Annotated in this window: 14 protein-coding genes and 3 pseudogenes; 9 read left to right on the top strand and 8 right to left on the bottom strand. The window is 70.2% G+C overall.

Going from position 1 to position 18,876, the window contains the following annotated elements; translation table 11 throughout:
- The first annotated feature begins 124 nt into the window (after positions 1–124).
- Entirely contained in the window at positions 125–754 is a 630-nt protein-coding gene (locus tag JAO81_RS06420; RefSeq protein ID WP_199546809.1) for a flavin reductase family protein, read from the top strand.
- Between the two features lie 71 nt (positions 755–825).
- Here JAO81_RS06420 and JAO81_RS06415 read toward each other — a convergent pair whose 3' ends face one another.
- Genes JAO81_RS06415 through JAO81_RS06405 form a run of 3 tightly spaced genes read right to left on the bottom strand, consistent with a single transcriptional unit; the run spans position 826 to position 2,762 of the window.
- Positions 826–1,329, bottom strand: coding sequence for a dihydrofolate reductase (locus JAO81_RS06415; protein WP_199546773.1), 504 nt, complete (start codon positions 1,327–1,329; stop codon positions 826–828).
- On the bottom strand, positions 1,326–2,123 hold the full coding sequence (locus JAO81_RS06410) for a thymidylate synthase (protein WP_199546772.1): 798 nt from the start codon (positions 2,121–2,123) through the stop codon (positions 1,326–1,328). The genes JAO81_RS06415 and JAO81_RS06410 overlap by 4 nt, the downstream gene beginning before the upstream one ends.
- Before the next feature lie 42 nt (positions 2,124–2,165).
- Positions 2,166–2,762 (bottom strand): DUF4291 domain-containing protein, encoded by a 597-nt coding sequence (locus tag JAO81_RS06405; RefSeq protein WP_199546771.1) that lies wholly within the window; start codon positions 2,760–2,762, stop codon positions 2,166–2,168.
- 61 nt (positions 2,763–2,823) lie between these two features.
- Here JAO81_RS06405 and JAO81_RS42265 point away from each other — a divergent pair.
- Positions 2,824–3,276: pseudogene (locus JAO81_RS42265) on the top strand (trans-aconitate 2-methyltransferase); the annotation flags it as partial.
- Between the two features lie 309 nt (positions 3,277–3,585).
- On the opposite strand, the gene JAO81_RS06395 reads toward JAO81_RS42265, so the two are convergent.
- Both JAO81_RS06395 and JAO81_RS06390 read right to left on the bottom strand, forming a co-directional pair.
- Positions 3,586–4,152, bottom strand: a complete 567-nt coding sequence (locus JAO81_RS06395) for a TIGR03618 family F420-dependent PPOX class oxidoreductase (RefSeq protein ID WP_199546770.1) — start codon at positions 4,150–4,152, stop codon at positions 3,586–3,588.
- A 93-nt stretch (positions 4,153–4,245) separates the two neighbouring features.
- Positions 4,246–5,715, bottom strand: a complete 1,470-nt coding sequence (locus tag JAO81_RS06390; protein ID WP_199546769.1) for an MFS transporter — start codon at positions 5,713–5,715, stop codon at positions 4,246–4,248.
- Between the two features lie 106 nt (positions 5,716–5,821).
- Between JAO81_RS06390 and JAO81_RS06385 the strand changes: the two genes are divergently transcribed.
- From JAO81_RS06385 to JAO81_RS06375, 3 genes are all read left to right on the top strand, one after another.
- Positions 5,822–6,316: a MarR family winged helix-turn-helix transcriptional regulator gene (locus JAO81_RS06385; RefSeq protein WP_199546768.1), complete on the top strand. Its 495-nt coding sequence runs from the start codon at positions 5,822–5,824 to the stop codon at positions 6,314–6,316.
- Positions 6,313–7,083, top strand: coding sequence for a nucleotidyltransferase domain-containing protein (locus JAO81_RS06380; protein ID WP_199546767.1), 771 nt, complete (start codon positions 6,313–6,315; stop codon positions 7,081–7,083). The genes JAO81_RS06385 and JAO81_RS06380 overlap by 4 nt, the downstream gene beginning before the upstream one ends.
- 1,841 nt (positions 7,084–8,924) lie before the next feature.
- Positions 8,925–10,439 (top strand): MFS transporter, encoded by a 1,515-nt coding sequence (locus JAO81_RS06375; RefSeq protein WP_199546808.1) that lies wholly within the window; start codon positions 8,925–8,927, stop codon positions 10,437–10,439.
- A gap of 138 nt (positions 10,440–10,577) precedes the next feature.
- Here the strand turns inward: JAO81_RS06375 and JAO81_RS06370 are convergent.
- Positions 10,578–10,751, bottom strand: a pseudogene (locus JAO81_RS06370) (DUF5999 family protein); the annotation flags it as partial.
- A gap of 650 nt (positions 10,752–11,401) precedes the next feature.
- Here JAO81_RS06370 and JAO81_RS06365 point away from each other — a divergent pair.
- The gene (locus JAO81_RS06365) at positions 11,402–12,133 is read left to right on the top strand and encodes a hypothetical protein (RefSeq protein WP_165334099.1); all 732 of its coding nucleotides are present in this window, start codon (positions 11,402–11,404) and stop codon (positions 12,131–12,133) included.
- Between the two features lie 531 nt (positions 12,134–12,664).
- On the top strand, positions 12,665–13,567 hold the full coding sequence (locus JAO81_RS06360; protein ID WP_199546766.1) for a bile acid:sodium symporter family protein: 903 nt from the start codon (positions 12,665–12,667) through the stop codon (positions 13,565–13,567).
- Here the strand turns inward: JAO81_RS06360 and JAO81_RS06355 are convergent.
- Entirely contained in the window at positions 13,531–14,967 is a 1,437-nt protein-coding gene (locus JAO81_RS06355; RefSeq protein WP_199546765.1) for a WGR domain-containing protein, read from the bottom strand. The genes JAO81_RS06360 and JAO81_RS06355 overlap by 37 nt on opposite strands.
- Before the next feature lie 134 nt (positions 14,968–15,101).
- Here JAO81_RS06355 and JAO81_RS06350 point away from each other — a divergent pair, with 134 nt between their 5' ends.
- Together JAO81_RS06350 and JAO81_RS42260 are read left to right on the top strand one after the other, a co-directional pair.
- The gene (locus tag JAO81_RS06350; protein WP_199546764.1) at positions 15,102–16,463 is read left to right on the top strand and encodes an amidohydrolase; all 1,362 of its coding nucleotides are present in this window, start codon (positions 15,102–15,104) and stop codon (positions 16,461–16,463) included.
- A gap of 180 nt (positions 16,464–16,643) precedes the next feature.
- Positions 16,644–16,827: pseudogene (locus JAO81_RS42260) on the top strand (hypothetical protein).
- A 42-nt stretch (positions 16,828–16,869) separates the two neighbouring features.
- On the opposite strand, the gene JAO81_RS06345 reads toward JAO81_RS42260, so the two are convergent.
- Positions 16,870–18,756 (bottom strand): ABC transporter ATP-binding protein, encoded by a 1,887-nt coding sequence (locus tag JAO81_RS06345; RefSeq protein WP_233414995.1) that lies wholly within the window; start codon positions 18,754–18,756, stop codon positions 16,870–16,872.
- Between the last annotated feature and the right edge of the window lie 120 nt (positions 18,757–18,876).

Below are 18,876 nucleotides of genomic sequence, written 5' to 3'. Positions count from 1 at the left end.
TGTCGGCCGGTCGGTTCGGCGGGTACCGAAATATCACCGCCCTAGCGTTCCCCGTATGGCCACCGCAGCGGAACGCACCGCCTCCCACCAGCCGATATCCCCCTCGTCCGGCTCCCATGTGCCGATGTCCCCCTCGTCCGGCTCCCATGTGCCGATCTCTCCGTCCATCCTGTACTTCGGCACGCCCGTCGCCCTCCTGACCACCGAGAACCCGGACGGCACCGACAACCTCGCCCCGATCTCGTCGGCCTGGGCGCTCGGCCACACCCTCGTCCTGGGCATCGGGGCCGAGAGCCGTACCGCGGCCAACCTCGCCGACCGCCCGGAACTCGCCGTCAGCCTCCCCTCCCCGCACCAGTGGGCCGCGGTGGAACGGCTCGCTCCGCTCACGGGCGCGCACCCGGTCCCCGCTGCCAAGCGCGCCGTCTACCGCCACGAGCCCGACAAGTTCGGTGCGGCGGGTCTGAGCCGGCTGCCGTCGCAGGCGGTGCGTCCCGCCCGGGTGGCCCAGTGCCCGTTGCATCTGGAGGCGAGGGTGCGCAGCCTGCGGCCCGGCGGACCTGACGACCACTTCCGGATCGTCGAGTGCGAGGTTGTACGTGTCCACGCCGCACCCTCGATCGTGGTGCCGGGCACGGAGCACATCGACCCCTCCCGCTGGAGCCCGCTGCTCTACAACTTCCGCCACTACTTCGGCCTCGGCCCCGAACTGGGCCACGGCTTCCGCTCGGAGACGGCGACGGGCGCTGAGTGATGTCGGAGGCCGTGACCGGCGCTCAGTGATGTCGGAGGCCGTGACCGGCGCTCAGTGAAGCAGGTCGACCGTCACCGGGTGTAGCGGCGGATGCGGTAGCGCACCCCGGACGTGGAGGTCTGCCAGCCCGCGTCCTCGGCTACCTGCCACGTCGGGTCCAGGGACGGCGCGTAGGCGTCGCCGTCCACCGCCGAGTCGATCTCCGTCACCGAGAGCGTCGTGGCGTACTCCAGGGCGGCCCGGTAGATCTCCCCGCCGCCGATCACCCAGGTCACACCAGGGGCGGCCGGCTCCGGCGACCCGGCCGCGAGGTCCAGCGCCGCGGCGATGGACCCGGCGCGTTCCGCACCGTCGGCCGCCCACTGCGGATCGCGCGTGACGACGATGTTGCGCCTGCCGGACAGCGGACGGAACCGCGGCGGCAGCGAGTCCCACGTCTTGCGCCCCATGACCACCGGGTGGCCGTGGGTGGTCGCCTTGAAATGCGCCATGTCCTCGGGCACCCGCCACGGAATCGCGTTGTCCGCGCCGATCACGCCGGCAGGGGTCTGCGCCCAGATCAGCCCGACGTTCACACGGCCACCGGGGCCTTGATGGCCGGGTGGTGCCGGTAGTCGAGCATTTCCACATCGGAGTACGCGTAGTCGAAGAGCGAGTCCGCCTGGCGCAGCCGCAGCCGGGGGAACGCGAACGGGGTGCGCGAGAGCTGCTCGGTCACCTGCTCGACGTGGTTGTCGTAGATGTGGCAGTCACCGCCGGTCCAGACGAAGTCGCCCGGCTCGAGGCCGACCTGCTGCGCCACCATGTGCGTGAGCAGGGCGTAGCTGGCGATGTTGAACGGGACGCCGAGGAACAGGTCCGCGCTGCGCTGGTACAGCTGGCAGGAGAGCTTGCCGTCGGCGACGTAGAACTGGAAGAAGGCGTGACACGGAGCGAGCGCCATCTTGTCCAGCTCGGCGACGTTCCAGGCGGACACGATCATCCGGCGGGAGTCCGGATCCTTGCGCAGGGTGGCGAGGACCTCGCTGATCTGGTCGATGTGCCGGCCGTCCGGGGCCGGCCAGGAGCGCCACTGCACGCCGTACACCGGACCGAGCTCGCCGTTCGCGTCGGCCCACTCGTCCCAGATGGTGACGCCGTGCTCGTGCAGCCAGTCGACGTTCGAGTCACCGCGCAGGAACCACAGCAGCTCGTACACGATGGACTTGAGGTGCACCTTCTTGGTGGTGACCAGCGGGAATCCCTGCGAGAGGTCATAACGCAGCTGGTGTCCGAAGATACTTCGGGTGCCTGTGCCCGTCCGGTCGGCTTTCGCCGTCCCGCTGGTGAGTGCCAACCGCAACAGGTCTTCGTACTGGGTGTCCGCCACGGGCGACGAGTCTACTGGCCGCCCACCCGCACACTCACCAGCTCATGCCCGCAGCCGGGCGAGGAGCTCCTCGGCGGCCGGGTAGACCGGCTCGTCGGGCAGCAGCGCCGCCGCGGCGTCCAGCTCCTCCTCCCGGACGAGGGAGTGGATCGTCCGCGCCGTTTCCGTGACATCGCGGACGGAGACGATCCACTCGTCCGCATACCGGCGCGCCGCCTCACCTGACAGACCCAGCTGGAGCGAGCGGTACGGCAAGGGCTGCAGCCGCAGGTCCCGCTCGGGATCCCACTGCACGCGCGCCGGCGCCCGCTTCAAATCCCGCTGCCAGGAGACCCGGTCCGGGTGCAGACCGCGCACATAGTGCGACAGACAGGCGTTGGCCAGCGCCCACTCGAATCCGTCCCGCCGTATCTCCACGGCGAGCACCGTCTCCTGCCCCTGCTTGGTGCCCCAGCCGCAGCGGTACATCATCCACAGGAACGACGGCTTGATCCAGGTCATCCGCTCCCTCTTCCACGCGGCGGGGAACCGTCCGTCGCGGGCCGTGGGCAGCCCGAGTGCGGGGGAGTAGGCCTGGTAGACGGTGACGGTCTCGTCGGTGTGGCGGGCTCTGATGACCTTCGGGTCGGTTCGTTGCATGGGGTGAGGGTGCCGTTCGCAAAGATCGGGCGCGAATGAATTACGCGAATGAATTACGCGAATGAATTTCGCGAAGGAATCAGAGGTGCCGGAGCGAGATGCCGTGCCCGAGAATGGGGCGGTGCCCGAGCCGACTCCCTTGCCCGACCGCCTGCTGCAGGATGATCAACTGGCGGGCCACTCCGTCGTCGCCAACAACGCGATGAATCGCGAGCGGGTCCTGACCGGGGTGAACAGCTACGCACGCGAACTCGGCTTCGCCCCCGCCACGTTCCTTGCCGCGCGAGGCAAGGCCCCCGCCTGGCTGGACCTGTGCAGCGGGGAAGGGCTGGCGCTGCGGGAAGCAGCCCGGACAGTGGAGGGCGGCACGTTCACCGGGGTGGATCTCGTCGGACCGATGCGGCAGGCCCCCTGGCCCGCGGGCCTTGAACTCGTCACCGCCGATCTCACCGTCTGGGCTCCGCGTCGGCGCTACGACCTCATCACCTGTGTCCATGGGCTGCACTACATCGGTGACCGGCTCGGGCTGCTCGCGCGGATCGCCACCTGGCTCACCTCCGACGGACTGTTCGTTGCGCACTTCGATCCCTCCACGGTGCGGGTGCGGGGCGGCGGGGACTCCTCACGTGCGGTGCCGGCGGCGCTGCGGAAAGCCGGCTTCGCCTACTCGGCCCGGCATCACCGGCTCACCCTCAGCGGGAGCCGGCCCGTTGAACTCCCCCTCCGCTACCTGGGCGCCGACCCGGACGCCGGCCCCAACTACACGGGCCAGCCGGGTGTCGCGTCGTACGGGCCCGGTGGCTGTCCCGGACCCACCCGGGCCTCAGGCCTGCGCAGGTATGTCCAGCGAAGTGCCGTACAGCCGTGCGACCCGCAGGCGGATCACCACGCGGCGCTCGTCCACCAGTTGTTCCAGGAAGCCCTGTTCGTCGGCCGGGTCGCTGAACCCCGGGGTGAGGGAGAGGAGTTCGCGTCCCACGGCGTCGCCCGGTGCCGCGGTCGGGGCGGAGACCTCGGCCTCGCCCTCGGCCACCGCGAACGACCAGTTGTCGGGGCCGGAGACGTGCAGGGCCGCGTGCGGATCGGCCCGCACCTGGCGGACCTTGAGGCGGTCGGCCGTCGTGGAGATCCGCAGGATTCTCTCCTTCGGATCCCAGTGGTGCAGGACGGTGGACAGGTGAGGGTGTCCCGTGCGGCGCACCGTCGCCAGGACGGAGAACTGCTGTGAGCCGAGGAGTTCGGACAGTTCGCCGTCGGTGAGGACCCGGGGCGCCGGTCCCGGGGCGGGCTTGCGCGAGACGGTGGCGGATGCGTGGGGCGTGGTGGTGGCGGACGCCGCGGCGGTGGCGGACGTGCGGGCCGTGGCGGCGGTGGTGGGGCGGCCGGTCATGGTGATCTCCCTGGTGAGTTCGGTGTGCGAAATGTGCTGTGAGCCGTACGGTGTGAGCGGTGCGGTGTGCGAAGTGCGGTGCGGGCGGAGCCCTCAGACCGCGACGTGGACCGGGGCGGTGCGGGACGCGGACGGTGCCGGGGTGTCCGCCTTGCGCACCACGGCGTAGGCGATCACGAACGCCGCCACGAGCAGCCCTGTCCCGATGGTGAAGGCCAGGTGGTAGCCGGTGGTAAGGGCCGACGCCTCGGAGGCACCCGCCGCGAGGCGGGACTCGGTGCGGGAGGCCGCGAGCGTGGACAGGACCGCGACCCCGAGCGCCATGCCGATCTGCTGGGTCGTGTTGAAGACTCCGGACGCCAGACCCGCGTCGGACTCGCTCGCTCCGGACATGCCGAGCGAGGTGAGCGCGGGCAGCGCGAGCCCGAAGCCGGCCGCGAGCAGCATCACCGGGAGCAGATCCACGGCGTAGTTCGCACGCTCCGGAAGGCGGGTCAGCAGCACAAGCATGGCTATCAGGAGCGTCAACCCGGCGAGCAGCACCCGCCGTTCACCGAAGCGCGTGTTCAGCCGGGCCGAGACGCCGAGGGAGACCACGCCGATCACCACGGCCGCGGGCAGCATCGCGAGGCCGGTCTCGGCGGCGCTGTATCCCTGTACCTGCTGGAGGTAGAGCGCGACCAGGACCTGGAAGGAGAACAGGGCCGCCACCATCAGGATCTGTACGAGGTTCGCGCCGGTGACCTGGCGGGAGCGGAAGATCCGCAGCGGTACGAGCGGGGTGCGGGCCTTCGTCTGACGTACGGCGAAGGCGGTCAGCAGGAGCACGGACAGGGCGCCGAGGCCGAGCGTGTGGACCGAGACCCAGCCGTACGACTCGACCTCGACGACCGTGTAGATGCCGAGCATCAGGCCGGCCGTGACCAGCAGCGCGCCGAGGACGTCCGCACCGGCCGCGAAGCCGAGTCCGCGGTCGCGGGGGAGTACGGCGGCGGCGACCACGAGCGAGGCGAGGCCGATCGGGAGGTTGATGAAGAAGATCCAGTTCCAGGTGAGGGCATCGGTGAGCACACCGCCCACCACCTGGCCGATGGACGCACCGGCCGCTCCCGTGAAGCTGAACACCGCGATCGCGCGGGCCCGTTCACGTGCCTCGGTGAACAGCGTGATGAGAATGCCGAGGCTCACCGCCGCGGCCATCGCGCTGCCCACGCCCTGCAGGAAGCGGGCCGCTATGAGCAGCGCGGGGGAGGTGGCGAGACCGGCCAGGAGCGAGGCCGCGGTGAAGACCCCGGTGCCGTACAGGAACATCCGGCGGCGGCCGATCAGATCGCCGAGCCGCCCGGCGAGCAGCAGGAGGGAGCCGAAGGCGATCAGATACGCGTTCACCACCCAGCTCAGCCCGGCCGGTGTGAAGCCCAGATCGTGCTGGATGGCCGGCATCGCCACCGTCACGATCGAGCCGTCGAGCACGATCATCAGCGTCCCGGTCGCCACCACGGCGAGCGAGAGCTGCTTCGTCCTTGCCGAAAGGGCTTGGGAAACACGTGAGTTGAAAGACATGACGCACTCCGGTCGTCGACTTGGTCGCTGTCGTTGAAAAGACCGTAGCAGATAGTTCCGTTGCAGACGATCCCTTTCGGATCGGATTCTCGGTTATGCTGAGGCCATGACTGCGATGTCCCCGCCCACGCGTACGGAACCGGACCTCTCCTATCTGCTCGATTACGGCGGCCACGCGCTGCGCGCCCGGATGGCGGCTGCGCTCGCCGAGATCGGCATCACGGCCCGGATGCACTGTGTCCTGGTCCATGCGGTCGGCGCGGAGCGCACGCAGGCGCAGCTGGCCGAGATCGGCGACATGGACAAGACGACGATGGTCGTCACGGTCGACGCCCTGGAGAAGGCGGGCCTGGCCGAACGGCGTCCGTCGAGCACCGACCGCAGGGCCCGGATCATCCAGGTGACCGATGAGGGCGCCCAGATCGCCGAGCAGAGTCAGCGGATCGTCGACTCGGTGCACCGCGAGGCGCTGTCCGCGCTGCCCGACGACGAGCGCGAGGTCCTGATGCGGGCGCTCAAGCGCCTGGTCGATGGTCATCGCGCGACGCCTGTGGAGGCCGCGCTCAACAAGGTGGTCCGCAGGGCGAGGCAGCGCTCGTGAGCGGGAGCCCGTCCGGCGGCGTCACGGACGAGCGCTTCCCTTCTTATGCGGCCGAACGGCTCGCCCGCCTGCCCGGTGTCCAAGCCGTCACGCTCGGCGGCTCCCGCGCCCAGGGCACCCACACGCCGCAGAGCGACTGGGACTTCGCGCTCTATTACCGCGGCACGTTCGACCCGGAGCACCTGCGCGCGGTGGGCTGGCCCGGGCAGGTGTCCGAGCTGGGCGGCTGGGGCGGCGGGGTGTTCAACGGGGGTGCGTGGCTCACGGTCGGGGGCCGCGCCGTCGACGTGCACTACCGCGACCTGGACGTCGTCGAGCACGAACTGGCCGAGGCGCGTGCGGGCCGCTTCCGCTGGGAGCCGCTGATGTTCCATCTCGCGGGCATCCCCAGTTACCTGGTCGTCGCCGAGCTCGCCGTCAACCAGGTCCTGTACGGCGAACTCCCGCGCCCCGGCTACCCGCCGGAGCTGCGCAGCCGCGCGCCCGGCGCCTGGCGTGAACGCGCGGCCCTGACCCTCGGCTATGCGAAGGCCAACTTCGCCGCGCGCGCCCAGCCGGCCGAGCTGGCGGGCGCGATCGTCACGGCGGCGATGTACACGGCGCATGCCGTGCTCGCGGAGCGCGGGGAGTGGGTCACCAACGAGAAGAGGCTGCTGAGCCGGGCCGGTCTGCGCGCGGTCGACGGGATCGTGGCCGGGGTGCGGCCGGATGCGGGGGCGCTGGCGGCCTCGGTGGACGAGGCGGAGGCGCTGTTCGCGGCGGTGTGAGGGCCGGCCGCGGTGAGGGAGCCAGGAGCCGGCCCGGCGGGGAAGCCCGGACCAACCTCCCGTACGGCGAAGGCTGTTGACAGCGCACAGCCGTCCAGGTCACAGTCCCGCGAATGGAACCGAGCGACCTGACCCCTGCCGAAGCGCGCGTCTGGGCGGCGTTCCCGCGCGGGACGGCGCTGGACTTCCGTACCTCCGTGGACGAGGACATCACCCTCGGCGCCGGATGGGGCCCGGAGCGGACGCTGCGGGCGGAGGTGCTCACGAAGCTGCTGCTCGACGGGCCGCGCGCGTCGGGCGAGATCCCGGCGCTGCGGATCGCGGGGGCGCGGATCACGGGACCGCTGTACCTGCTGTACGGACAGGTCGAGTGCGCGGTCAGCCTCCTCGGCTGCTATCTGGACGACGAGCCGGTGCTCTTCGGGGCGCGGCTGCGCCGGGTGTATCTGGGGGAGTGCGTGCTGCCGGGGCTGTCGGCCGGCACCGCGGTCTTCGACGGGGATCTGTCCCTGGAGAGCTGCCGGATCAGGGGCCGAGTCACCCTCACCGCAGCCCAGATCACCGGATCGCTGACCCTCGACCGGGCGGAGCTCGGAGTGGAGGGCGCGACGAGCACGATTCTCGAGGTGAGCCGGGCGGTCATCGGCGATTCCCTGTCGGCCCGTTCGCTGGTCGCGCACGGTGAATCCCGGTTCGAGTCGCTGACGACCGGTGGTGAGATACGGCTGGACGCTGCGCGGCTGATACGGCCGGGCGAAGTGGCGCTGCATGCCGCGGGGCTCCAGGCGGGCACGTTTCTCAGCGCGGTGGAGCTCTCCACGCAGGGCGAAGTTCTCCTGTACAGCGCCACCGTGGGCAGCACCCTCAATCTGACGAACGCGAGGCTCGACAACCCCACGGACACGGCCCTGCACGCCTCGAACCTGACCGTCGGCGCCGATCTCAAAGCGACCGGCATGACGGCGCACGGCCGCGTCAACCTCCGTGGTGCCCGCATTCCCGGTCAACTGGTGCTGGCCTACGCCACGTTGCGCAACCCCGGCGATGTGGCCCTGCGCGGCAACGGCATGGTGGTCGGCGAGCTGTGGTTGCGCGCGCCTTCCCCCATCGAGGGGACGTTCAGCCTGCGTCGCACCCAGGTCGAAATGATCTACGCCGAACCGGAGGTCTGGCCGGACGAAGTGCTGCTGGACGGCCTGACCTACACCAGGCTCGCTCCCCAGGAACCAGCCGCCCGCCGGCTCCCGCTCCTTGACCGTGATGTCGACGGGTATGTCCCCTTCTCGTACGAGCAACTCGCTCTCGCCTACCGGGTCCTCGGCGATGACGCCGCCGCACGCACCGTCCAACTGGCCAAACAGCGCCGCCATCGCACGACGCTGTCGCCCTACGCGAAGGCCTGGGGCTATCTCCAGGACGCCACCGTCGGCTATGGATTCCGGCCCATACGCGCCGCCGGCTGGCTGTTCTCGCTGTGGCTGGCCGGGTGGATCGCCTACTCGGTATGGCCGCCCGAGGTGCTGAAGGCAGGGGAGGCCCCGGAATTCTCCCCTCTCTTCTTCGCGCTGGATCTGCTGCTGCCCCTCGTCGACCTCGGTCAGGAGAAGGCGTACGCACCTGAAGGAGCGCTGCAGAAACTCGGCTACGCGTTGATCCTGGCGGGCTGGGTGCTGGCGACCACGATCGCGGCCGGGGAGACGGGGGCGACCGCCCGCCAGGGACGGGGACGCCCGGCGGTCGGTGACGCGGCCGACGGGCCGGCCGTGGCGGGGGGCCGCCGGCACGGAGCAGCGGCGGGGCGGCGAGTGGCCAGGGCCGTACAGCGCCCGCATAATCCGCATATGGCCGCTGCCGCCGATCCCGCCTCGCTCCGCACCGGCACCGCCGCCGGCCGCTGGGTGCTCCTCACCACCGTGCTCGGATCGACGATGGTGCTGCTCGACTCGACCGTCGTGAACGTGGCACTCCGCAGGATCGGCGACGACCTCGACACGGATCTGGCCGCCCTGCAGTGGACCGTCAACGCCTACATGCTGGCCCTCGCCGGGCTGATCCTGCTCGGCGGGGCGCTGGGCGACCGGTTCGGGCGGCGCCGGGTGTTCGTCATCGGGGTCGTATGGTTCGCGGCCGCCTCGCTGCTGTGCGGTCTCGCGCCCAACGCGGAGGTGCTGATCGCGGCGCGGGCCCTGCAAGGAGTGGGCGGCGCGCTGCTGACGCCGGGGTCACTCGCGCTGATCCAGGCCTCGTTCCATTCCGATGACCGGGCGGCCGCGGTCGGACTGTGGTCGGGCTTCGGCGGCGTGGGCGCGGCGGTCGGACCCTTCCTCGGCGGATGGCTCGTGGACGGTCCCGGCTGGCGCTGGGTGTTTCTGCTCAATGTGCCGCTGGCCGCGCTCTGCGTCCCGGTCGCGCTGCGCCATGTGCCCGAGTCCAAGGACGGCCAGGCCCATGGCCGCTTCGACATCACCGGCGCGGTGCTCGGGGCGCTCGCCCTGGCGTTCCTCACGTATGCGCTGATCGCGGCGCCCGACCACGGGGCCTCCGCGGTGGTCGTCGGTTCGGCGCTCGCCGGTGTCGTGGCGACCGCGGCGTTCCTCTACGTCGAGCGGCACAGCCGCGAACCGATGATGCCGCTCACGGTCTTCGCGTCCCGCCAGTTCAGCGCGGTCAATCTGGTGACCCTCTGCGTCTACGGAGCGTTCGGCGGCTTCTTCTTCCTGTCCGCGCTCCAACTCCAGGTCGTCACCGGCTACTCGGCGCTCGCCGCGGGCACCGCGCTGCTGCCGACCACGATCCTGATGCTGCTCTTCTCGGCCCGCTCCGGGGCCATCGGCCAGCGGATCGGTCCACGACTTCCGCTCACCGCGGGCCCGTTGCTGTGTGCGGCGGGCATGCTCCTGATGATGCGGGCGGGTCCCGATGCCTCGTACGCGCTCGATGTGCTGCCGGCCGTCCTGGTGCTCGGCCTCGGCATGGTCACGCTGGTCGCTCCGCTCACCGCGACCGTACTGGCCTCGGTCGACCAGTCCCGCGCGGGCCTCGCCAGCGGGATCAACAACGCGGCGGCCCGGGCGGCCGGCCTGATCGCGGTGGCCGCGCTGCCGCTGCTCGTGGGGACGGGCCCCGAGGCATATCGCTCGGCGGCCGAGTTCAACAGCGCCTTCCGGCTGGCGATGCCGCTGTGCGCGGCACTGCTTGTGGTCGGTGCGCTGATCGCTTGGCTTACGGTCCGCAATCCCGCCCTGCTGAAAGGCGAGCCGGAGCCGTGCCATCCGGAGTGCCAGACGCATTGTGCGCTGGACGCTCCGCCGCTGGAGAGCGGTGGTTCAGGGGGCGGCGGCACCGAGAAGCGGTGACTTCGCCGCGCCGGTACGACTCGACTGAACGTACGGGTCCAGCTGCTGTACGACTCAGGCGGCAGCCGAGACGATCCGCTGGGCCTGCGACGTGGCGGGCATCGGCCCCTCGGGCTGCGAGGGGATCAGGGTGAGCGTCGGGCGGTGCGGTGCCACGATCTCTCCGCCCGGCAGCAGCTCCCCGGTGTCGTCGAACAGGATCGTGCCGTTGCACAAGCGGCTCCAGCCCTGCTCGGGGTGGAAGGCGACGACGCGTGCGGCCTCGCGGTCGGGGCGGTCGGCGGTGGGGCACGAAGGCTGGTGAGTGCACATGACGTAACTCCGTATTCTGGAATGACCCTTGCTCCGGTTCTTCTTCTCTTGTGACGCTCTGGGCGCCGGTCCTGCGGTCGCTTGCTCTGTCCGTTGGTTCGATGATGGGCTCCGAACGTCCCGGTCCTGTCACCGGTAATGACCGGCCGGGCAACGACAACTCATCGGCCCTGTACGGGGATTCTTCGCCGGTTCGGATTCGTCTTCCGAACTGCTTCCATTCTGGCAGCAGCCACTGACAATCGATCTTGAAGATGCCTTGAGCGCACCTCACACGTGAGCCGTCCCGCCGCCCTCGGCCATCGCCCGCGCGATCCGTCGATTGGGTCTCGGCCCACACCTCCGCCGAACATGTGCAAGTGGGCCAAGCCAGCACCCCACTTGTTCACATGCACCCGCGAGATCCCTCCGACCGTGGCGTGGGGGCTCGGGCAGGAACGGCTCCTCGAGCACCTTGATCCTCAAGTCGCCCTCGTACGGGAAGATTTCCCAGGCCGGAATGCCCTCGGCGGGGAAGGGGATCTGCTCGCCTATCGGCAGGTTGCGTACGTACGCACTGGGTTCCGGGTTCATGATCGCGAGTGTTCCATGGCCGTGGAGGCGTGAATAACCCGTCGAATTCCCGGTGTTCCCGTTGCTACCTTGCCCATGTGGCGAAACTCAATCAGATCATCGCAGTGGAGAAGGGCGTCAAGTCCAAGTCCCATCAGGACCTGACCGCGGCCCACCACGGGCTGCAGAAGCCGGCGTTGCTGTCCGGCATCGCCCGTACGTACCAGCCCAAGGACGAGGAAGGCGAGCAGCTGCCGCCCGAGTCGACGCGGGTGCAGGTGCAGGCCGAGGATGTGCTCCGGGAGACCGCGGCGACGCTGACCCGGCTCTTCGATGTGACCGCCACCAAGGACTGGGCGAACTGCAGCGCGAAGGCCGATGTCACCGTCGACGGCCGGGTGCTGATCGCGGGCGTGCCCGTGTCGTATCTGCTGTTCCTCGAGAAGCAGCTCACCGATCTCAACACCTTCGTACGGAAGCTGCCGGTCCTCGATGCCGCGGAGTTCTGGGTACGGGACCCGTCCACGGACGCGTGGAAGACCGAGCCCGTACGCACGGTGCGGACGAAGAAGGTGCCGCGCAACCACGTGAAGGCCGAGGCGACGGAGAAGCACCCGGCGCAGGTCGAGGTGTACTACGAGGACATCCCGGTGGGGTACTGGACCACCGTCAAGTTCTCGGGTGCGCTGCCCGCCCAGCGGGTCAATGAACTCCTCCAGCGCGTCGAGAAGTTGCAGCAGGCGGTGAAGTTCGCGCGCGAGGAGGCCAACGGCGTCGAGATCACCGACCAGCGGGTGGGCGACGCGGTGTTCGGCTACCTGTTCGGGTAGCCTCAATGACTCCCCGGCCGTGCAGAGCGGTCGGGGTGCGCGAGGAGCGCAAGCTGAAACTGAAGCTTGTCGTGACTGCGCGGTTCCAGTGGAGGTTCGAGTCCTCCCCGCGGCACAACAGTCCCTCCGTACGAGGGCTTCCGGGCCGCGGTAGCCCAACCGGCAGAGGCAGACCGCGATCAATCTCAGACTCTTGCTCCAGACTCAGCATCCGCCACCCATCGCCGGATCGACCGGGCCCGGGCCCCGGACGTCGAAATGCCGGTTCAACTCCGGCCCGCGCAGCTCGATGCGCGGTGGTCCAAAGGCAGGACGCGGCGACATCAACCTGACCCGGGTCCTCAAGCGTGCCGGCGTGCACGTGGGGTGGCATCACCAGGGCTCGGGGGCCGGCTACGCCCTCGGGCCCGCTCCTTTTCCCGCCCCCGCTCCTCATTCCCGCGCCCGCACCAGGGACTCCTCGGCCCGCACCAGGGACTCCTCGGCCCACGCCCATGGACTCCTCACCCCGCACCCACCACCCTGACCCCCATGGATTCCGGCCTCGTCACCATCCTCGTGCCCATCGTGCTCGCGGTCATCATGTTCGGGCTCGGGATGAGTCTGAGCGTCGGGGACTTCAGGCGGGTGCGGGAGTATCCGAAGGTCGTCGCCGCCGCGCTCGGGTGTCAGCTGATCGTGCTGCCCGCCGTGTGTTTCGGTCTTGTGGTGGCCTTCGGGCTGAGTGCCGCGCCGGCCGTCGGGATGATGCTGCTCGCCGCCTCGCCCGGCGGGACCATGGCCAATCTGTACAGCCATCTGTTCGGCGGGGATGTCGCCCTGAACATCACACTCACCGCCATCAACTCCGTCCTCGCCGTGTTCACCCTGCCGCTCGTGGTGAATCTCGCGGTCGGGTACTGGGATGTCTCAGGTGACGACGGCAGCGTCGGGCTGCAGTTCGGCAAGACGCTGCAGGTGTTCGCGCTCGTCCTGATTCCGGTGGCGGTGGGCATGGTCGTACGGGCGAAGCGCCCCGGATTCGCCGAGCGCGCGGAGCGGCCCGTCAAGCTGCTGTGTCTGGTGATCCTGGCCGGGGTGATCGTGGCCGCGCTGCTCGCCGAACGGTCCAACGTGGGGGAGTACCTCGCCGAAGTCGGCCCTGTCGCCGTGCTGTTCAGCTTCATCTCTCTCGGCACCGGCTACCTCGCCGCCCGGAGCGCCGGCGCCGGACATCCGCAGGCCGTCGCGGCGTGCATGGAGATCGGAATGCACAACACCTCCCTGTCCCTCACCATCGCGCTCAGCCCGTCGCTGCTCGACAGCACTGAGATCGCCGTGCCCAGCGCCGTGTACGCGATCCTCATGTACTTCACCGCGGGTACGGCCGGACTGCTGCTGCGCAGGGTCGGCGCCCGTCAGACCAGTCGGCGTATCTCACCCCGTACGCGATAGAAGCCGCCCGCCGCCGGGTGCAGCGCGTCGACCACATAGCGGGCGCCGGCCTGGCGGATATCGCGCGGGAACTGCACATTCCACGTCGGCTCATAGCCGGCGGAGGCCACATGGACGCGCAGCCGGCTGCCGTCCTGGACGCATTCCACGATCACGCCGTGCGCCGGAGCGGCCGTCACCGTGGCCATCTGGGTGACCGCGGTCGCCGGGGTGTACGTCGGCATGGCCGCCGAGTACTTGATGTCGACCGCCGTCGGCACCGAGCCCGAGCGGGCCGCCGCGATCGCCGCCTCGGAGGCGTCCACGCAGACCAGGGAGCCGTCCGTGGTGACCATGTAGAGCTTCCCGTCGAGATACTGCATGGACAGCGCTGAGCCGCCGCCCGTGCCCAGCTTCCACAGCCGGGTGCCGTCGGAGGAGAAGCAGTACACCGAGGACGCGTTGTCCCCCGCGAAGACATGGCGGCCGTCCGGGGAGGTCGCGCACGAGTACACCGGGTCGTCGCAGCCGTAGGTCGCTTCGATCGCACCGGTCCTCTTCGACAGGCGCTGCACCGTACGGCGGGCCGTGCCCGCGTACACCGAGGTGTCCTCCTGCCAGCCGAACAGGACCGCACCCTGCGTCGGCGTATGCCACAACTCGCGTCCGCCGTCCGGCGCGTAGGCCGTCACACCGCCCGCGTGGCCGTGGTAGACCGCGTGCTCGTCGGCGCGCACCATCCAGGCGTGTGCGCCGTGCGACTTACGGGACCACTGGTACTCGTCCTCATGGTCGATCATCGTGAGGCCGCCGTCCCGGTCGGACACATCGAGCACGCCCTCGTGGATGTCCAGCCAGAAGATGTCGACGTCGGCGGCGATGTCGTACGCAGCGAACGGGAGCTTGGAGGACAGGTCGTACACCTTCCCGTCGTCGCAGCCCGCATAGATCCAGAAGTCGTCCGCCACCAGGCACTTGACGCCGTCCGGCAGCGCATAGCGGGCGAGCACCTCGCCGCCGTGGCTCAGGGTGTACACATCGCCCGCCTGGTTGCCCACCCAGCAGCGGTCCTCGTCGATGTGGATGCCGAAGGCCGCGGACCCGGTGCGAAAGCGCCACAGGACCGGGGCCACCGAGCGGGCACGGGACGGCGCCGAGGCGACCTGGCGGCGGGTCACGGCACGGGGCGCGCGCAGGCCCTGGACCGCCGGTGCGTACCCCTTGCGCACCTTCTCGCCTATCTTCTTCGCCGCAGCGGCCTGAGCCTTCTGCACCGTCGGGAAGGTCGAGGTCTGCACCTGCCCACTCGCACCGATCCGTCCATAGCGCACCGAGACGACCGTCCCCTCCACGGTCACCTCGTAGAACTTGTGCGCTCCGCCGCCGTCTTGGGACAGCTCCAGATACGTACGGTCCCCCATCGCACACCTCTCCCCAGGTCCGGGCGCGGCGCCCCACCGGCGTTCGCGGCCACGAAGAGAAATCTACGGTCCGGCACTGACAATCGGCTGGTCGCGCCCCCGGTACCCGGTCGCACCCCCGCTACCGTGACTCCATGACCACGACCGCCGACCAGGCCCCCGCGGATCTCGTCATCTCCCCCTGCACCGCCCTCGTCCACGACGAGCGGGAACAGATCACCTTCCGTCCCGACTGCGCCGTCGTCGTACGGGAGGGAGTCATCGAAGCCCTGGTCCCCGCCGCCGAAGCGGCCGCGCTCGAGGCACGCGAGCGGATCGACGCCGGCGGGCAGCTCGCCCTGCCCGGGTTCATCAACTGCCATACGCACGCCCCGATGGTGGCCCTGCGCGGAATCGCCGAGGACCTTCCCGTGGAGGAGTGGTTCAACGACTGGATCTGGCCCATCGAGTCCCGGCTCTCCGCGCGCGATGTGACGCTGGGGGCGCGTCTTGCGTGCGCGGAGATGATCCGGGCCGGGGTGACCTGTTTCGCCGACCACTACTTCGCGATGGACGAAGTTGCCGATGTGGTGGCCGAGACCGGGCTGCGAGCCCACCTGGGCTGGGCCTACTTCTCCTCCCAAGGGCCCAAGGGAAGGGAGCGTTCCCTGGACTTCGCCCTGCGCCGCCGAGGTGCGGCCGACGGCCGGATCACCACCGCGCTGGCCCCGCACGCCCCGTACACCGTGACCGCGGACGATCTCGCGGCCACCGCCGCACTCGCCCGCGAACACGCCCTGCCCGTCCATCTGCACGCCGCCGAGAACCGCGCCCAGACCGACAACTCGCTGGCCCAGGAAGGCCGCACGCCCATCGAGGTGCTGCACCGCGCCGGTCTCCTGGACACCGACCTGCTCATCGCGCACGGCACCGGCATCATCGAGAGCGACCTCGATGTGCTCGCCCGCGCGAGCGGCCGGATCGCCGTCGCGACCGCGCCACGCGGCTATATGAAGTTCGGCTGGGACACCACGCCCGTACGGGAACTCGCAGCCCTCGGCATTCCGGTCGGCCTCGCCACCGACGGCGCCGCGTCCAACAACACCCTCGACGTATGGGAGGCGATGACCCTCACCGCCCTGGTGCAGAAACACACCACGCGCGACCCGCGGTGGCTCACGGCACGCCAGGCACTGCACCACGCCACCCTGCAGAGCGCCCGCGCCCTGGGACTCGGCGAACGGATCGGTTCGCTCGCGCCCGGACGCAGGGCGGATCTCGTTCTCGTGGATCTGTCGGGGCCGCATACGCAGCCCGTGCACGACCTGGCGGCCACCCTGGTGCACAGCGCACGCGCGAGCGATGTGACCACAACCGTCGTCGACGGGCGGGTCCTCATGCGCGACCGCCGGCTGCTCACCGTCGACGTGCCCGCCACGGTCGCCGAACTCACCGGCCGGCTGCCCGCGCTCACGGACCGCAGTCATGGGCAGCGCATCCAGACGTACGACGGCTGAAGGTGCTCGGGCGGCGGCACACGGCCACGTCCGGTGACCGACCGGACTTATGTCGCGTCATGCATCAACTTCGTGTCGGGTACGTCACGTTGGGCACCTTCCACCCGCCCGGCGGTGTCTTTCCCTGTGATTCTTCGTTGCGCACAGGTGTCGCAACACGAAAGAGCACGGGGGTGCTCCATGAACACACGTAACGGACGAGTGGTTCTCCGCAGCTTCCCGGCCGGCGGTCCGCGCGGGTCGTGGCCCGCCGAGGAGTTCGCCCAGGCACGCCGCCTGGAGGGCGAGACGGCGGAGGTCCGTGATGGACCTCCCCTCGGATGCCTTCCTGGTGGACCGGCAGGGCGGGGAGGGCATCGAGTAGCCGCGCGGGCGCCCGCCCGCCCGCGGGGCCGGCGGCCGGGCCTCACTCCGTCACCGCGTCCCGCGCGAACTGCCGTGCCTGCAACCCGTACAGCTCCGCGTACACACCCCCGCTGTCCAGGAGTTCCTGCGGCGACCCGGACTCCACAAGGCGTCCGCCCTGCAGCACATGCACCAGATCGGCGTGCCGTACGGACGCGAGGCGGTGCGTGATGAGGATGACCGTCTGGCCCGAGCCCGCCAACGCCCGTATCCGGTCGAAGACTTCGAGCTCCGCGCGGGCGTCGAGGGCCGCCGTGGGCTCGTCCACGATCAGGATTCCACCGCGCCGGTAGGCGGCCCGGGCGATCCCGAGCCGCTGCCACTGTCCGCCCGACAGCTCATGGCCGCCGGTGAACACCCGTACAAGAAGGGTCTCCAGGCCGTGCGGGAGATCGGCCACGACCTCGTCCGCACCCGCCTCGCCCACCGACCGTGCGAGCCGCTCCGCCGTGAGCTCGGAGGACGGACGGCCGATGGCGATGTTGACCTTCGCCGTGAACGGCCACCGCTTGAAGTCCTGCGCCAGCATGGCGATCCGCTCGGCCAGCTGCTGCCGGTCCGCGCCCGCCGTGTCCACGTCGTCCCACCAGATGGTGCCCTGCTGAGGGGCGTAGAGACCGGCCAGGAGCTTGACGAGGGTGGTTTTGCCCGAGCCGTTCTCGCCGACCAGCGCGATGATCTTTCCCATGGGTATCGAGAGGGTGATGTCGTCGAGAGCCGGGCGTTCCTTGGCGCTCTTCGGGTAGCGGAAGGTGACCTTCTCGAAGCGGATCTCCCGCGGTTCGGCGGGCAGTTCGGTTCCTCCGACCGGCACGGTCCGGGTCTCGGCCTCCTTGTGCATCCGTTCCAAGTCGCCCACGAACAGGGCGTTCTCATGCAGTTCGGTGACTTCAAGGACCAGTGTGTTGAGGTTCGCCGAGCCGGTCCGGATCGCGATCACTGCGGTGCCCGCCACGGCCAGGGACATCGCCCCGGTCAGGAGCAGGGCGCCGAGCGTCGTGTACGCGGCGGCCGTGGCGATGCCCGTCCAGGCGGCCGCGACGAGGCTGGTGCCGGCCGCGAGCCGGGCGAGCCGGGTCTGCTCGGTCTCGGCGGACTGGGACATGGCGCGGAAGTGCCGCAGCAGGAAGGGGCCGACGCCGTGCACCCGGATCTCCGGCGCCGCCCGGGCCTCGGTGAGCAGACTGCTGAGCAGCCGGCCCGCCCGCGCGTGCTGCACCCAGGCGTGGAAGGAGCGGTAGCGCCTGCGGGCGTTGGTCAGCGCGGACCAGGCGCTCGGCAGCGTCATCGTCACCAGGAGCGGCAGCAGCAGAGGATGCAGCACGGTCAGCACCCCGGCCGCCGCGACGAGTGAGATCGCCGCGTTCATCACGCGCGTGGCGAGCGAGACCATCCGGCGGGCCGATGCCGCCCCGTACTGCGCGGTGTCGAGCAGCTTGTGGAACGCGTCGTCCTCGATCGCAGCCAGCTCCACCGACGCCGCCCGCTCCAAGTACTGCTCGGTGGCGACCCGTTCGACCTTCGGCTCCAGACGGCCGGTGGCGTACAAAGAGGCCGAGCGGAGCAGCGCCGATACGAACAGGACGCAGGCGACCGTGATCAGCGCGGGTACGGCCTGGCGCAGCCGCTCCTCCATCGGGGCGTCGCCCATCAGGCGGCCCAGCACGCTGTTGACCGCGAGCAGGCTCACCGCCTGCGCGAGTCCGCGGCCGAGCTCCGCCGAGACCATGACACGGGCGGCTTGGCGGTCGGCGCCCCACGCGAGTCTGAGGCTCGAGGCGATGAGGGCGGGGAAGCGGCGGACCATGGCCCTGAAGTCCAGCTCCAGGGCGGCCTCTTCGTGCTTGGCCCAGCCGGTGTCGTAGCGGAGCGGCCCGCCGAAGAGCAGACGTTCCGAGTCCGAGGTCGCGTCCGTGGACGCCTTTTCCTGTGCGGTCGGTGCGGTAGTCCTGGCCCCCCAGCCGAGTCTCACTCAGACCTCCGTTCGGATCAGGAGGTCAACTATCGC

The sequence above is a fragment of the Streptomyces sp. N35 genome (genome assembly GCF_016464295.1).
GTDB lineage: Bacteria > Actinomycetota > Actinomycetes > Streptomycetales > Streptomycetaceae > Streptomyces.
This window is presented reverse-complemented; position numbering and strand designations above follow the sequence as displayed.